The organism is Enterovibrio paralichthyis (assembly GCF_019209835.1).
Lineage (GTDB): Bacteria > Pseudomonadota > Gammaproteobacteria > Enterobacterales > Vibrionaceae > Enterovibrio > Enterovibrio paralichthyis.
On the sequence record NZ_JAHUTS010000001.1, the window covers coordinates 21148 to 36659 of the forward strand.

Consider the following 15512-nt stretch of genomic DNA (forward strand, 5'->3'; position numbering starts at 1 on the left):
CAAAAGGCTAATCCCCTCAAGAATTAGCCTTTCATCATTCAATGCCCACTCGCCTTCGGCGTGTTGCTGCTGGGGCGGATTTTAATCAAACCTTCGATGATCGTGATTGCCAGTCCCAGCCAGATCAGGCCAAAGCTCACCGTTTTCACGCTGTCAAATGCTTCGCCGAACAATGCTACGGCAAGGACAAACTGCAATGATGGCTCGATGTATTGCATCAGGCCGACCATCGACATCTTCGCGTACTTAACGGCTTCAGAGAAAAAGAACAATGGCAGCAGTGTTACTGGCGCTGCGCCAAGGTAAAGCAACAGCGTCGACATATCACCCGAAACGGCAACGCTGGTTCCCGTCGCCATTTTATATGCCATATAACCAGCAGCGATGGGGAACAACACAATGGCCTCTACTAACAAACTGGTAATAGCATCGTATTTTACGTAGCGTTTGCACCAGCCATAAAGGGCGAAAAATACCGCCATTAGCATGGCTGCGACAGGTACTTCACCGTATTGCCAGATTTGATAGCCCAATCCTAGGGTGCCAAAAAAGACTGCGGCTTTCTGACCCAGACTCAGCTTTTCTTTAAAGGCAACCACGCCCAATGCAATAACCAAAAGCGGATTGATAAAGAAGCCCAGGCTGGCATCCAAAACACGGTCATTGGTCATCGCCCAGGTAAATGCGCTCCAAGAAATACACATCATGACAGACGCCAGTCCCGCAAACAGGAAGGAGCGTTTGTCGGCCATTAGGCTTTTCCAGTTTGGCGCTTCAGCTTTCCGGCACTGGAGGATCAGTAATAAAAATGGCACAGAGGCAGCAATGCGCAGTGCCAACAGCTCGTCCATGGCTGCATTGGGAAGAAATTGGTAGTACAGCGGCATCGCGCCCCAGAACAGGAACGCAACTGCTGCCATCACGTTACCAAAACGTGTTGGGTTCATGGATTTACCTGAGTGAAAAATGGACGAAGGAATGGCGATTGTATAGCGGGATCGCCGTTTGTAAAGTGACAAAGGATAGGTATTTAGGGGTTTTTAGTTTGACGGGGGTGATAAAGTCGATAAGTGCGACTTTTTTAGTCTTGTTTTGATTTTAAATATTTATAAAACAATAATATAAGTAACTTTCGTGTATTTGAAATTAATTATCAACACGGTGGTCTTTGGTTGGGATGGCTGTTGTTAACTAACTGTTTCGTTAGTTATGCACGTATATGTTTCTATGATGTTATAAATGCGATTCATTCATCGAGGCTTGCGCTTAAGTAAAGGTATGTTTTAAATACATCAAGATGCTTGGTAACTGGCGGAATTTACTTTATGTTGCCCAAAACAGACTTACTTTAAATGACCGCTGATGCAAACACTCAAACAGATCGTGCTTAACTACTTTGATGAACTCAACTATCGTCTGGTTCCAGCATCGGACGAACATTATCACGCCACACAAAACCGAACCGGACTGCGGGTAGAGCTGGATTTTTCGCTACTGGGTCAAGGGCGACTTCCGCAGTGCCAACGTTTCGATAAAGACAAAAAGCTGTTTTTTATGACAGTCAGTGACGCTGAAACCATCGGCTTCGATATCTTAGAAGACTTCGTGCTTGGGCTGGACGAACATTGCTCATTGGCGATACTGGAAGAAGAATTCTTTGAACACACCATGAAGGAAATCTGGATGTTTCTTTCCAATGATCCGCGGGACCGCGATGTGTTCAAAGAAAGCCGATTTTATAAAGCGTAATTCCTCGGTTATCCATTCAACAACGACGCAAGTCTTACTATGTGAAATACACTAAAAACGCCATGATGAAGGGTATTGCAACCGCGACGATGAACGCAGACATAAAGTAGTGGGTTATGGCCAGTTTTATCGTGTATTCACTGTTTGTAACCACGTTAAGCAGTAACAGGGCAGGAAAGAACACGATAAAGCCTGGCCATAAAGTAAGCACATAGGTTTGCAAATCCCACGTTGTTGGCAAACCACTCTCCAATAAACCGCTCAATGGCATTTGGTTAATGGCAGCGTAGGTGAAAAACAGGTTGAGAGGATTAGCCAGTGCCAATCCTGCCGTCCATTTGAGATTTGCTAGCCTCTGATGCATTTCGTTATCTTCAATTAAATGTATCTGTGTCTGTTAAGTGCTCAAGCATGCCACTCGCACCGGCACCCTTACACAAACGTGCACACTGGTCATAGATCTTGCTGTCACTGCCATCGTCATCCACAGCCTGAGCCAACCAGTTCCCCATGGTGTTGTTGGCCAAGTCCATCTTACACGCGTCCCACTGCTGCGGGTCATTTGGATTCAGGGTAGAGAACAGTTCCAAACCGTCACCAAGAACCAAAGATGCCAATGAACCGTTATGAGCCGTCATCATGCAGCTGGCAAAGCAATGCTGGAATGCGTTTCCGGGGCCATTTGTTCCACTCGAACTGTTTGGATGGTTGAGCGCATCCTGGAATATATCGATTGGATTCTTAAACAAGCCCAGTGGATCTGTGTAGGTGACAGGGTTTTGTCCAGCGTATTGGTAGACATTCAGGCCACCGTATATATGCAGCGGATCAACCGTGAGATATTGACCGAGCAGCGGTGAGTAATAACGGTGGAAGTTGTAGTGCAAACCCGACTCAATATCGAAGTATTGCCCCGGAAAACGCAGGTTGAACTGCACTGTTCTACCGTCATTGTCTGCATCAGAGTTAGCAACCTCCGAACCAAATGGTTCGCCACTCCAAGTCCAAACGATTTCTCCACGGGTATCGGTCAGTGCTACTGGCGTATGAAGATGGTCTGTCCAAACGTGGTATAACTCGATGGAATCAGCCGATTTCACAACGAAAGCAACTGGGATATCCGCGATCCACAGATACTCGCGCCAGATATTTTCATTTACATCAAATTCAGAAATCAGTTGGTTGGATTCATTGTAGAAATAATGAATTTCGCCAACGCCTTTCTTCACAACACGCTGGTTTAGCCCGTTGTATGTATAAACCGTTGTTCCCGATTCGTTGGTCACAGACTTCAAGCGCCCACTTGAGGTGTAAGCGTATTGGTTGTCACGGTCAGAAAGGATGTTTCCTGATGCATCGTACTGAATAGCAAATGGGGTTTCACCTTCTTTCGACACGCCGGTTACCCGGTTAGAAGAGGGCTGAACCTCATAGTCAGTTTGTTTGCCATTGGCACGGGTCGCCAAGCGAGTGCCACCAGTGGTGTAGGCATAATCAAACGACGCAAAGTTGACTGTAGCGGCGGTGAGGCGTTGTTGTTCATCAAATTCATAAGAACTTGAACCATTCGGGTCGTGATAACCGACAACATTTAAATCGCTGTCATGGTCGTATTTACGCAGACCGAATGGAAGGCTCACCTCATGGATGACACCACGGCTGTTTCGATTGGCAAACCACGGTGTGCCATTCGACCATTGCCAACTGACGGGTTTTCCATCGATGTTTGTCTGGATATTGCTGGCTACCTCCTGACCATTGAACGTCAATGATGTCAGTTGCCCATTGATGTACTGATAGGCGATTTCGCTGCCAGATGGGTAGGTGATAGCGGTATTTTTACCACTTTGCCACTGGTAGCGGGTCGCGTATTGGTGATCGCCAATGGACTGGTGTTTGTGCTCGACGAACCCGTTTTGATCGTAGTGGTACTGAGTCATACCGCTGGCGTCAGTGATTTGTTTTACTGAACGGGTTTGACCGAAGTAATCAAAAGAGACATCAAAATCTGAGTATTGGATACCCGTCATTCGACCTAATGCATCATACCGATAGTGTTGTGTCGCGCCGTTGGCTTCCGTTGCAGAATCAATCTGGCCCGTTGCTGTGTAGTTGAAATGCGTAGCGCCGGCGTCAGGATTTGCAATAGAGAGCGGGGCGCCGAGAGCATCTCGGGACATAGTTGTTAACACACCGCCAGTGTCGGAAACAGACGCCAGATAGCCAAACGGATCATAGGCTTTCGAAATGACCTGGTTATCAGGCAAAACGGTATGAATCAATTGGCCTTTATTGTCATATTCGTAGCGGGTCACCTTACCATCAGGCGCGACGATGGCGATTTGGTTACCGGCTGCGTCGTATGCATATTGAGTGACAAAACCCTGGTGGTCAGTGTATTGGGTGATCTGACCAAATGCGTTGTACTGGAACTGCTGTGTCCGCAACGTCTGATGTCCAAACTCAGTGCTTGGCATTGGTAATGGCAAAGCATCCGGAACGGCATCAATGTCAGGAGCAATTATTGGCGGATCCATTGGAGGAACGCCAATCAACAGCCAAGCGCTGCCTGCTAGCTCGCTCGGCTCGTCCCATCTATTCCAATATTTGGCGGCATAGAGTTTTCGGTCATGCAGCACAATATCATCGGTAAAATAGATCTGGCTGCGTATCCATCCCGGATACCCTTCTTCCGGGCGGGGTGGAACCTCAGGAAGCGGTTTTTCAGGAAGTTGGACGACAAACTTCCAGTTGTCGGAAGTCGTTGGTTTGACTCCGGCGTCTGTCCAATACTTGGCTTTGTAGTGAGCATTGTTAAAGGTGACACAAGTTCCGCCCGTGTAGATGACGTCGCCAATCCATTCAGGACAGTTCGTTTCTGGTGGCTCGACAGGAGGATCAACCGGAGGGTCTGTCGGGTCTGATTGCAATTCCCAAACCGCAGAATTTTTCGGTACTTCTCCTTGTGTCCACCATTTTGCTTTGTATTCGTTGCCTTCAAAGCTCACGCAGAGCCCAGCGGAATACGCCTTGTTTGACTCCCATGGTGGGCATGAATCAACAGGTGGTTCAACGGGCGGCTCGACCGGAGGCTCAACCGGTGGTTCAACAGGCGGCTCTACGGGTGGCTCCACTGGCGGTTCTACCGGCGGGTCGACAGGCCCATCCTGAGCTAACCAGACCGTTGATTTTCCAGGGATGTCACCTTGCGTCCACCACTTTGCAACGTAGGTTTCGTTGAGGTGCGTGACACAAGAGTTGGCGGAATAGGCTGCTTTTGGCGACCAAACAGGGCACTGTTCACCGGTATCTTTGGTCTCCCATGAACTGCTGGTGGAAGGATTTTCACCTTTGTTCCACCATTTGGCGGTGTACTCGGTATTTTCAAACGTCGCACATTGTCCTGTGGTGTACACGCTTTCGCTATTCCAGGCGTCACAGTTGGATTGTGCATAGATATTTTGGGCGACAAGGGCAGACAGAATCGCCAAGGCGCGAGTAGATGATTTTCTAAAGTTCATAACTAATCACCAGAATTTAATTCAATAATGCAGAAGGCGCGGCAGGATCTCGTTGGGTAACTTTTAAAATGTTTCCCTTGCTATCCAATTCATAGGTTATTTCCCGTCCAGTTGTATCAGTGACGCCGACAAGTCTGTCTGCGATATCGTACATATAAGTCACTGTGTTACCGCCTGGTTCAATAACCTGGGTTAAATTTCCTGCTTTATCGTAGTGATAATGAGTGACCAGCGTTCCTTTTTGAGATGTTGTTATGCGGCCTTTTTTATCAAAAGAACGAATTTCAACTTGTCCTGTAGGATAAATAATCTGTTGTGGGTGACCAAACTCATTGTAATCTGAGTATTCGGTTTTCTGATTGAAACTGTTTGTCTCGGAAATCAATTCACCATTACTGTTATATGTGTACTGGATCGTCCCCGCATGGCTTGAGGAATGTTCGGTAACCTGGCCAAAATCGTTATAGCTATAGGACTCGCTTCTCGAAATGGAATCGGAGTTTTCAGTGACCTTTTTCAGTTGTCCATTTGGGAAATATTCATAGTGGATATTGCGTGTTCCATCTGAGATATATACTGGATTCGGAAGGGTGGTATGCCATTCAATTCTCTGAAGACCTTTAACCGATTCTATCTGAGTGATTAAATCTCTCTCATTGTAGCTAAAGTGGGAACGATTACCTTTCGCATCGGTAGAGACTTTAACATTGCCATCATTATCAAATTGAAGGTGTTTTTCCGTGTATTGACAGTGACCTTCTCTGCATGGCAAAGAAATTGAGTAAACTTTCGCTACGCCATTTTGGTCTGTGAATTTGTACTCTTTCCGATAACCGAGAGCATCGGTCATTGTGGCTTTTGAACCGTCTTCTGCGTAAGAGATCTGGGTTAAATTGACACCATCAGCATAAGAAGAAGAGACGGCACGGTCGTTCTCATATTTCCATATGCGGGACAACTGGCCATTTTCGTTATAAATACCTGTCAGGTATTTTGAAGCATATTCGTAACGTCGCGTACTCCCATCTCGGTAAGTGACGGTCTCAATTTGCGGGCGGATGCTGGAGTCGAAGGTAAATGTCGCAATAGCTTCAGGCTTGGCAAGATATGGAGAGACGAGATCAACACGTTTTAAAGCGCCATTAAACTCACGATCATAAGAAAAGTTAAACCCTAAATTGGATCGATTTGCGTCACGGACGGTTTGAAGTTGACCTGTACGTGAATAGGTGAAAATAATACGCTCACTGCCTTTATAGACTTGCTCTAAAACCTTACCTTTCCCATTAAAAATGTATTCATTTCCATCGGGGAATACAACGATATGCTTGTCATTTTCTCTGTATGCATATGCACCATTAACTTCATTACCGATAAAGTTACCTGACTCTGCATTCAGCGTAAATGTATATGCTTTTCCATCGCCTAAATACAGATACAAGTTATTTGTATCGATTAGCGTATAGATATTGTAGTTATCACTCCATCCGGCTCTATTGTTGAAGCGTGTTAGTGTGCCCTTGATACTGTTGTAGTATCTGACATACTTAATAAGTGGTGCAGTTGCATGGCTGAAGTCTTCTTCACGTTGGAATTTGTTGCCATTGCTGATATTGATAGGGTTTCCACACATTGGCGATATATTGGTGAGGGATTCACACTCGTCCTCTTCGCCCAACTCTTTTTCTTCATCCGGTGTTTTTGGCTCTATCTTCTTCGCGACATGATGCCAAATTGCTCCGTCTTTATATCGGGTTTCGCAAACATGCTCCGAACCAGGGAATAAATCACTTTCTCCTTTTCTCAGATATCGCCACACGCCGGTATATTCGTTTGGGGTGTATGTTTCAAAATCACCGTCATCCCATCTTACCCAAAAGGTACCTACAGAACCGAGTGTAGAGCACAAGTTCACAATGCTGGGATCATCTAGCCGCTCATAACACATAGCTATACCTGCACCACCATGGGAGCATGTACTGAACCATCCTCCCGGTACTTCAGAACGTGTCGTTGTGCTTAAGGCTTGGTTGTCCAGCTTTTCGATGGATGCACTGTTTGCGGGTAGAACTTTACTGAAAACGTCACCTTCCTGTATGGCATAGGCATGACTGCTCAATATGACTGCATTGACTGCAAGTAGGAATTTATACACTTCTAAGACTCCAAAAATAAATGCCGCGGCATATTACGCTTTGCTTTCTCCTTATATTCGCGCGGGTTTTTATGGAGTCGATTGGACTCTCTAATTTGAGCCTTAATCAAATTATCAGTTACATGTGACTATATTCCCGGCCGCATAAATGATGTATGGCACAAGGAATAATTGAAGCAGATGCAGAAAATTGACTGATGAATTTCCGATATATCACATTCAAAATGTGAAACAGAAGTTAATCAACGAGGTGGGATATTGGGGAGATATTGTCACTGAAGATAGCGCTATCAATAGCGTTGTATTAAAAGAGAAGGGGAGGGTTTTGGGATCCTCCCTGTTATTTGGCTATGGTAACTGAGCGATTTGCTCCGCCATATCAATCAACCTGCCAAGGATTCGCTCTCCATCTGCGCGCAGGCCGTTGTGCTCGTATTCATTGGTTATCCAGGCGCGGCTGTTGGCGACGCCTATGAGGGTTTCCCTTGAATAGTCCATTTCCACGTACATGTCTTCTGCATAAACGGCACAGGCGACAGGCACCCTGTTAGTGGTCAGCTTTGCCGGGTCATAAAGTGCTGGCCAGTCTTTCTTGGCAGCCAGGATTTCTGCTGCCGATCGCAGTGGCAACAGGCTTTTCATTTGGTCAAACATCCATGGGTATACCATTTCGCCGGTAAACAGGAATGGGTTGCCCGGGGTGTAATTGAACTGGGTGAACTCTGTGTTGCGAACTCGGTGTGCCGACCAGTTTGATGCCTCGCCCTGGTTATAGATGGGCTCATGCAAAAACGCATAGATAGGGTTGGTCTGGTAGCTCTGTTCCATCAACATCGCCTGCAGAAACGCCGTGTTCAGAACTTTACCACATGCGGTTTCGACGAACGCATCTTCAAGCAGGTAATACATAGGTAAATTGGCACCGCTACGGCCAAGGTTGATACCGATTTGCTGAAACTGTTCGACGGTGAATTTCTGTCCGTTCGGCAGTTTCACATCGTTGCTGCGCAGGTAATCAGCAATCTCGATGCAACGTTGTTGCGCAGATGGAAACTGGGCGAAGAATGCGGCGTTTTTATCGAGAACACGTTGATAGGTTGCCCGGTACACATCGTCTGCAGGCCGTGTCAGTGAGGGCACACCGCCGGTGATGTATGCCCGGCTTAATCCTTCAGGGAAAAAGGAAAGGTAGGTGAGGGCGCAGAAACCACCAAAGCTCTGGCCGAGAATGGCCCACTTTTCGACGCCAAGCTGCTCACGGATCGCCTCCGCATCGCGGACAATATTGTCCGCGCGGAAATGGCTGATGTATTCAGCTTGCTGTTCCGGATCCATATGGCTGAGAGTTTGGGTGGTCAAGGGTGAGCTAAGGCCGGTGCCCCGCTGATCAAGCAAGAGTACCCGGTATTGTTTCAGTGCACGCTTCAGCCAGCCCAAACCTGAATCTGGACGTGGTGATGGAAATCCAGGGCCGCCTTGAAAGTAAACCAGCCAGGGCAATTCAGTATTGTCTTTGTCGATGTCGACGACTTCCCGGGCGAAAACCGTCAGTGACTTTCCTTGTGGCTGACGGTAATCCAGTGGCAGTTTAAAGTGATGCTGACGGTAACTGACGCCATTGTCGATAAACGCATTTTGCATGGCTTTTTCCTTGTTATAACTATCCTGACCATTCTGGGTCACCGGGATATAGCAATGACACGTTACTGCACGGTTGGAGAAGTTTGGGTTGAACTGGCTTCGGTGAGTTCTGAAGTCAGGATCAGTTTAGCGAGTGTTTCGTAAGCAAGCTCACTGACACCTTCACGAAATTTGATCCCTAGCTGCAAACCGTCTCCATTAATAACTGCAGATTTGACATCCCCTTCAAATTCTACCGGCGTATTGAATAATCCATTAATAGTGAACCTGACTGTTTCACCCGCATCAATAAATTGGTGGTTCGAGAGGCGAATGGCACATCCACCCAACGAAAAGTTGATGAGTTTCGCCAGCGTGTTGCGCTCATCAATATCCAGATGAATGATGCGAGACACATTAAAGCGTGGATATTCACGCATACGGTGGATACTGACAGACGGCGGCAGGGCGATAGCAATCATCTTTTCCGGACGGTGAAGAACACTCAATATGTGGGATTTGAGCGCAAAAATTTCGCCGTAACGTGATGATGTTAATCCCCGGATAACGACCTGCATGCCGGCCGGTTCAGCCAGAAGTTTGGTGAGCTCCGGGTCGCACGGGGTTTCCAGCAGAATGTACTTTTTGTCCCTGTATCCAATAAGGCGCGTCGCACCACCAAACGCTTTGATTTGATCAGCGTAACGAAGCTCAAACGTCAGTGTTGCGCCTATCGGAAGCGTGGGCAGGAAAGTGGCCGTAGAGAGAATGTTGGTGGTTTTCATGTTCTGGAAAGAAAAGTTGTTTTTATTATTGTTGCAGTGCCGATTTTCGTGTGAGTTCACAGCATAAAATCAAGAGTCGAAGTGATAGAGTAATCGAAAGCTCAGATTTGACAAAAATATTTTGCAACTCAGTACATTAACTGAGCTGTTGGGCGAACTTACGAGCTGATTTTGCGATCTGTATCTCTAGTGTGGGTCGCGATCTATTTTGCAGGTGCCTTGTTGGCAGGGTTCACAGCGCATTTTGCCTGTCAGCAGGTAGGAAATACGGTAACGGTTGCGAGCGAAAAAGAGGTATGCCCTGTCAGCTGCGAAACGGATCAAAGGCCAGCGTAGTATGCCTATCCAGCGTTTTTTACCAACCATTGACCAAGCCTTGTGCGTGACATCAAGATCCAGCAATAAGGTACCGTCTTCCAGTTTACCATGGAGGATGGCGCTGGCGGCAGCTGGGTCAATATCTGGGTAGCGGTGGGCGAAGTCTGACTGGGTGATATCTTCAAAATGAAGCGAGCCCTGCGTGTTAAAGTGCCGGAGCTGATCCATTTCGGCCACGCAGAGTGGACAGGTGCCGTCATAAAACAGGGTCATCTTCACGCGAATCGCTCCTTTGTTGTTATCAGCCTTGTTTACAGAGAATACCCAAAGCAATAAGAAAGTGGGTTATAAAAACACTACGGTATTGAAATCCATTTGGATTGCACGCATATCTGTACAAATAGCAAACAGCGCAGGAAGGGAAAGTAATGGAATTTTATCAGGCATTTTTAACAATCACCTTGGTGCACTTACTGGGGGCGGCGTCGCCCGGGCCTGATTTTGTCATGGTGTCCCAGCAGTCATTGGTGCATGGCCGCCGCGCTGGTCTTCTGGTCAGTCTGGGTATTGCGCTGGGGTTGTCAGTGCACATACTTTATTCGTCTGTTGGACTGGCGACAGTGATCAGCGAGTCCACCATGATGTTATCAGTGATGAAATATCTGGCAGCGGCTTACCTGATTTTTCTGGGTTGGAAAGGCATCCGTAGCAAAGCCAGTGTGGGGGATGATGCTCAAAACGCGGCGGTAAAACCGCGCTCTGCAGCCAAATTGATTTCGATGGGATTTGTTTGCAACGCTTTAAACCCTAAAGCGCCTCTTTATTTCCTTTCTGTCTTCACTTTGGTGCTGTCACCGGACATGCCGGTAATAGAACTGTTTCTGCTGGGTGTGTGGATGATGCTGGTGCAGTTGTTCTGGTTCAGTTCTGTGGCCTTGGTATTGTCCAAGCCTTCAGTACAGGCCAAGTTCAAACGCGTCGGGCATTGGGTTGACCGCGTCCTGGGCTCAGTGATGCTCGCGTTTGGTGTGAAACTGCTGTTTACCAGTGCATCCAAATAGACGGATTTTCACCGGACAAAAATGAAAACGGCCTCGAATGAGGCCGTTTTTGATCCGCAATTTGCTCAGTATGGTGCTGTGCCGCGAATCGGGTAGTTGTTATCCGGGTTGCGAATCCAGGTCAAACCGCCAACCAGCGTTTCAATATCTGGGCGGATAAATGGGTTGTTGGATAAGTCCACGGCCTGGATGGTGCCTTGCTCGTTGATGACAAACATACCGGGTTCTGCAAAGTTGTGGTCAGTTTCCTGCTCTGAACGTGGCAGGGAAATGTACAATCCGAGTGATTTCATTTGCGCTTCGCTCAGGCCATATAGCAAGGGGAAGGTGACTGACAAACGTGTCATATGTTCTTCCAGTTGCGCTTTGCTGTCCCCTGAAGCCGCAACAAGGTCTATGCCTATTTCCGCCAGCTTCTCTTGATAGGCTTCAATCTGGTTTAAGTACTGGGTACATTTCGGGCAGTGGCGGCCGCGGTAAATCAGAACCATCTGCCAGGTAGCACCATCTCTCGGTTTACCCAGAGTATGGGCATTGCCCTCAAGATCTTGCAGGGTGACAGAAGGAAATGGGCTGCCAGCGACTAGCTTGTTGGTGTAGTTCATCGTTATTCTCCAAACAGGGTGCGTAGATGCTCTGTAAAACGGGTCAGGTCGTTTGGGTATAGTCTACCTTCTGTGAAAGGATAAAAATGATGACCGTTTATGATGAGTATCTTCATGAAAACTACCTTTCCTTTGGTTGTAAATTACGCAGTCACTCTGTTATTTTAGGTTACAAGAGTCAACCAGTTTACTTTTAGTAACCTAGTGTCTGGGGCGATAGAAAACATGGAAACCGGAAAAGAAACAGAGGCTTACATGAGACCAAAAAAAACGGTCGGCACTTGCTTGGAGCCTTGCCCCATCGAACGGGGAATGCGCTTGATTGGTGGTAAGTGGAAAGCCTCCATTCTCTGGCACCTGAAAGATGGACCGATGCGGTTCAACGATCTTTGCCGTCAACTCGGGGGAGCCAGTAAAAAAATGGTAGACCAGCGACTGAAAGAGATGGAAAAAATTGGGCTGGTTAAGCGTGAAGTCTTAAGCACGCGACCGATTGCGGTGAGTTATGAAATCACACCGTTTGGACGTTCGGCGCTGTGCATTTTGCAAGATCTCAAAGCGTGGGCGGAAGCTAACAACGTATAAATAAAAGGATTCCCTATGGCAAAGGAAAGCAAAAAAGTGCTGGTGTTGTTTGCACACCCGTCGCAACGCCGTTCAGAGGTGAATATGCCACTGTTTAAAGCGGCGAAGTTAGTGGAAGGTGTCACTGCGGTGGATCTCTACGGGGAATACCCGGACTACCACATTGATATCGACCGTGAGCAGAAGCGGCTGTTGGAACATGATGTGGTGGTTTTCCAGTATCCGCTTTACTGGTATTCGACCCCATCCATCCTGAAAGAGTGGCAGGATCTGGTGTTGGAATATGGCTTCGCTTATGGCTCCAGCGGTACGGCATTACACGGAAAGTACTTTATGTGTGCCATTACGGCAGGTGGGAAGGAAGAAGCCTACAAAGCGGATGGCTACAACCATTTCAAAATTCGTGAATTGCTAACGCCACTGGAACAAATGGCCAACCTGACCGGCATGCAGTTTCTTGCGCCATTTGCCTTGTTTGGCTCCAGAACGGCGCTCGAAGAGGGCAAGGTGGGCAGGCACGCAGAAAGCTACCGCAAATTGCTCAAAGCGCTGGTCGAAGGTGAGGTCGATTTCGACAAAGCGATAAAAAGCGAAAAAATCACGTCGAACAATATCGGCGACGTACTGAAGGAATCGGTGCTATGACAGGGATTTTTCTACAGGCATTTATCTATCTTATTGCCGCAGTTATCGCGGTGCCCGTGGCCAAGCGGCTGGGACTTGGCTCCGTGCTGGGTTATCTCATTGCCGGTGTGGTCATTGGCCCCATGATTGGTCTGGTGGGCGCAGAAAATACAACGATTCAGCATTTTGCGGAATTTGGCGTCGTCATGATGCTGTTCTTGGTTGGCCTTGAGCTGGAACCGAAAATGCTTTGGGCGATGCGTAATAAGTTGCTCGGGCTTGGCGGCTTACAGCTTGGCCTGACAGCGGCAGCGGTTGCCGCAATTGGCTTCTATCTGCTGTCACAACCACTCAGTATTGCAGTCACGATCGGCCTGATCTTTGCGCTTTCCTCAACGGCCATTGTGCTTCAAACTTTCAGTGAGAAGCGTTTGACCAAAACCGAAGGGGGACGCAACGCCTTCTCTGTTCTGCTATTCCAGGACATCGCAGTTATCCCTATGCTGGCGTTTATTCCGCTGCTGGCCTTGCCTGATTTGGTTGAAAAGGCGCAGTCCTTGGCAGAAACCGCCGCTGAGCACCATAAAGAAATCAGTCTGGTGGCTGGGTTGCCGGGCTGGGCAGTGGCTTTGGTCACCATTGCTGCTATCGCCGGTGTCGTGGTGGGGGGACATTTCCTTAGCCGTCCGCTATTCAAGTTTGTCGCAAGCTCCGGGCTTCGTGAGATTTTCACCGCAACGGCTTTGATGTTGGTGATTGGCATTGCAGCCTTGATGAGCCTTGTCGGCCTGTCGCCTGCGCTCGGTACTTTCCTCGCCGGTGTGGTACTTGCGAACAGTGAATTTCGCCATGAGCTTGAGTCCAATATCGAACCGTTCAAAGGCTTGTTGCTGGGGCTATTCTTTATCACTGTCGGCGCGGGAATAAACTTCGGTATCCTGTTTGATGACCTGTTCCTGATCCTTGGGCTGACCGTCGGGCTGATGCTGCTCAAGGCCTTGGTACTCTTGCTGATTTCCTTCGTGTTTCGCATTAAAGGGGCTGCCCGTTGGCTGTTTGCACTGAGTCTTGCCCAGGCCGGTGAATTCGGTTTCGTACTGCTCAGTTTCTCTATTCAGAATCACGTGATCCCGACGGATCTGGCTGAGCTTTTGTCTTTGGTCGTTGCGCTTTCCATGTTCCTGACACCGGGGCTGTTTATTATCTATGACAAGGTGATCTTGCCGCGCCTGGTGAAAGCGTCGAATGAACGTGAAGAGGATGTGATTGAAGAAAAAGGGACAGTCATCATTGCCGGGGTGGGTCGTTTCGGGCAGGTGGTGAACCGCTTGCTGACCGCGAATGGCGTACAAACAGTCGTGCTGGATCATGAAGCCACGCAGGTCGATAACCTTCGCCAGATCAACATCAAAAGCTACTACGGCGATGCCACGCGCCCCGAGCTTCTGCACACTGCAGGCATTGAAGAAGCCGCGCTATTGGTGGTGGCAATGGATAACCAGGAAACCACAACCGAACTGGTGGAGTACGTTCGCCATGCCTATCCCAATGTCAAAATCCTTGCCCGTGCTTATGACCGTGGGCATGCCTACAAACTGCGCGATGCCGGTGCCGATTTTATCGTCAAAGAGACCTTCCACTCTGCGCTGGAAATGGGGGCGGAGGCGCTGCGGGCATTGGGTGAGCATCCGTTTCAGGTTGAGCAGCAAAAAGATACGTTCAACCGCATTGAAAGGGATAGCTCGGAAATGCTCTACCAAAGCTTTATGGGCGGTGAAGAGAGCAAAACCTACGACACTCACTACCGCGATTTGTTTATTGAATTGGAAGAGACAATTCGCTCTGCCATGCAAAGTGACCGAATGGACAAACACAGCATGACAGAACGTGAATGGACACCACCGCCGAAAAACTACCTCGATGATTTAGAGGAACAAGCGAGTGGCGGAACCGCGTCATGATCCTGCGCACTTTCGGGGAAGATGACGCGCCATTGCTCTGTAGCTGGATACCCGATGCCCGGGCCAATTTCCTTTGGGGCGGCCCGGCCTTTTCCTATCCGCTACAAGTTGAAGCGGTGTGCGAGCACATCGCCAAACCTGAAGTAACGCCTTTTCTGCTGATAGAAGATGGAGAACCCGTTGGCTATATCGACCTGTATCAGGTGACACCGGAGGAGATCCGGCTTTGCCGGGTATTGGTCGCGCATCCGCAAAGCCGTGGAAAGGGCTGGGGCAAACAATTGGTGAAACTGGCGCTGCAGGTAGCAAAAGAAAGGAAAGCGGTAAAACGGGTCAGCCTGGCTGTATTCGACCAAAATGAAGCAGCAAAGGCCTGCTACCAATCCCTTGGCTTTAAGGTGTTGCCCGATGAAACCAAGGTGCGTCACTTTGACGAGGAAAACTGGACCTTGCTACGGATGATGAAGGTGTTTTGATACAAAGCCGCGTTTCCAGAAAGCCAGATCTCTCGTATGGATTTCTGGATTT

General features: G+C 48.3%; 14 protein-coding genes. 6 read left to right on the plus strand and 8 right to left on the minus strand.

The genetic code is table 11. The annotated features are described in order from the left end of the window. Positions 1–38 precede the first annotated feature (38 nt). Positions 39–947, minus strand: coding sequence for an EamA family transporter RarD (rarD, locus tag KU854_RS00095; RefSeq protein ID WP_218356474.1), 909 nt, complete (start codon positions 945–947; stop codon positions 39–41). A gap of 415 nt (positions 948–1362) precedes the next feature. On the opposite strand from rarD, the gene KU854_RS00100 reads away from it, so the two are divergent. After that, positions 1363–1749, plus strand: a complete 387-nt coding sequence (locus KU854_RS00100; RefSeq protein WP_218356475.1) for a hypothetical protein — start codon at positions 1363–1365, stop codon at positions 1747–1749. 37 nt (positions 1750–1786) lie between these two features. Here the strand turns inward: KU854_RS00100 and KU854_RS00105 are convergent, their stop codons facing one another. The 6 genes from KU854_RS00105 to KU854_RS00130 all read right to left on the minus strand — a co-directional run bounded on the left by KU854_RS00105 (position 1787) and on the right by KU854_RS00130 (position 10427). After that, a complete protein-coding gene (locus KU854_RS00105; protein WP_218356476.1) occupies positions 1787–2113 on the minus strand; it encodes a hypothetical protein in 327 nt (108 codons plus the stop codon). Positions 2114–2123: 10 nt separating this feature from the next. After that, positions 2124–5270, minus strand: a complete 3147-nt coding sequence (locus KU854_RS00110; RefSeq protein ID WP_218356477.1) for a carbohydrate-binding protein — start codon at positions 5268–5270, stop codon at positions 2124–2126. Positions 5271–5286: 16 nt separating this feature from the next. Further along, positions 5287–7425 carry a DUF6531 domain-containing protein gene (locus KU854_RS00115; RefSeq protein ID WP_218356478.1) on the minus strand — a complete coding sequence of 713 codons (2139 nt, stop codon included), beginning with the start codon at positions 7423–7425 and terminating at the stop codon, positions 5287–5289. 348 nt (positions 7426–7773) lie between these two features. Next, positions 7774–9066, minus strand: a complete 1293-nt coding sequence (locus KU854_RS00120; protein WP_218356479.1) for an alpha/beta fold hydrolase — start codon at positions 9064–9066, stop codon at positions 7774–7776. 62 nt (positions 9067–9128) lie between these two features. Beyond that, on the minus strand, positions 9129–9830 hold the full coding sequence (locus KU854_RS00125) for a PilZ domain-containing protein (protein WP_218356480.1): 702 nt from the start codon (positions 9828–9830) through the stop codon (positions 9129–9131). A gap of 186 nt (positions 9831–10016) precedes the next feature. Then, a complete protein-coding gene (locus KU854_RS00130) occupies positions 10017–10427 on the minus strand; it encodes a thiol-disulfide oxidoreductase DCC family protein (RefSeq protein ID WP_218356481.1) in 411 nt (136 codons plus the stop codon). Between the two features lie 149 nt (positions 10428–10576). On the opposite strand from KU854_RS00130, the gene KU854_RS00135 reads away from it, so the two are divergent. Beyond that, the gene (locus KU854_RS00135; protein ID WP_218356482.1) at positions 10577–11209 is read left to right on the plus strand and encodes a LysE family translocator; all 633 of its coding nucleotides are present in this window, start codon (positions 10577–10579) and stop codon (positions 11207–11209) included. A 65-nt stretch (positions 11210–11274) separates the two neighbouring features. Here the strand turns inward: KU854_RS00135 and KU854_RS00140 are convergent, their stop codons facing one another. Further along, complete coding sequence (locus KU854_RS00140; RefSeq protein WP_218356483.1) at positions 11275–11814, minus strand: peroxiredoxin family protein; 540 nt, start codon at positions 11812–11814, stop codon at positions 11275–11277. Positions 11815–12069: 255 nt separating this feature from the next. On the opposite strand from KU854_RS00140, the gene KU854_RS00145 reads away from it, so the two are divergent. Genes KU854_RS00145 through KU854_RS00160 form a run of 4 tightly spaced genes read left to right on the plus strand, consistent with a single transcriptional unit; the run spans position 12070 to position 15460 of the window. Further along, positions 12070–12399 (plus strand): winged helix-turn-helix transcriptional regulator, encoded by a 330-nt coding sequence (locus KU854_RS00145; RefSeq protein WP_218356484.1) that lies wholly within the window; start codon positions 12070–12072, stop codon positions 12397–12399. Between the two features lie 15 nt (positions 12400–12414). Beyond that, a complete protein-coding gene (locus KU854_RS00150) occupies positions 12415–13044 on the plus strand; it encodes an NAD(P)H-dependent oxidoreductase (protein ID WP_054779652.1) in 630 nt (209 codons plus the stop codon). After that, positions 13041–14984 carry a monovalent cation:proton antiporter-2 (CPA2) family protein gene (locus tag KU854_RS00155; RefSeq protein ID WP_218356485.1) on the plus strand — a complete coding sequence of 648 codons (1944 nt, stop codon included), beginning with the start codon at positions 13041–13043 and terminating at the stop codon, positions 14982–14984. Before KU854_RS00150 ends, KU854_RS00155 begins: the two co-directional genes overlap by 4 nt. Continuing rightward, positions 14981–15460, plus strand: coding sequence for a GNAT family N-acetyltransferase (locus KU854_RS00160; RefSeq protein ID WP_218356486.1), 480 nt, complete (start codon positions 14981–14983; stop codon positions 15458–15460). The genes KU854_RS00155 and KU854_RS00160 overlap by 4 nt, the downstream gene beginning before the upstream one ends. Positions 15461–15512 lie beyond the last annotated feature (52 nt).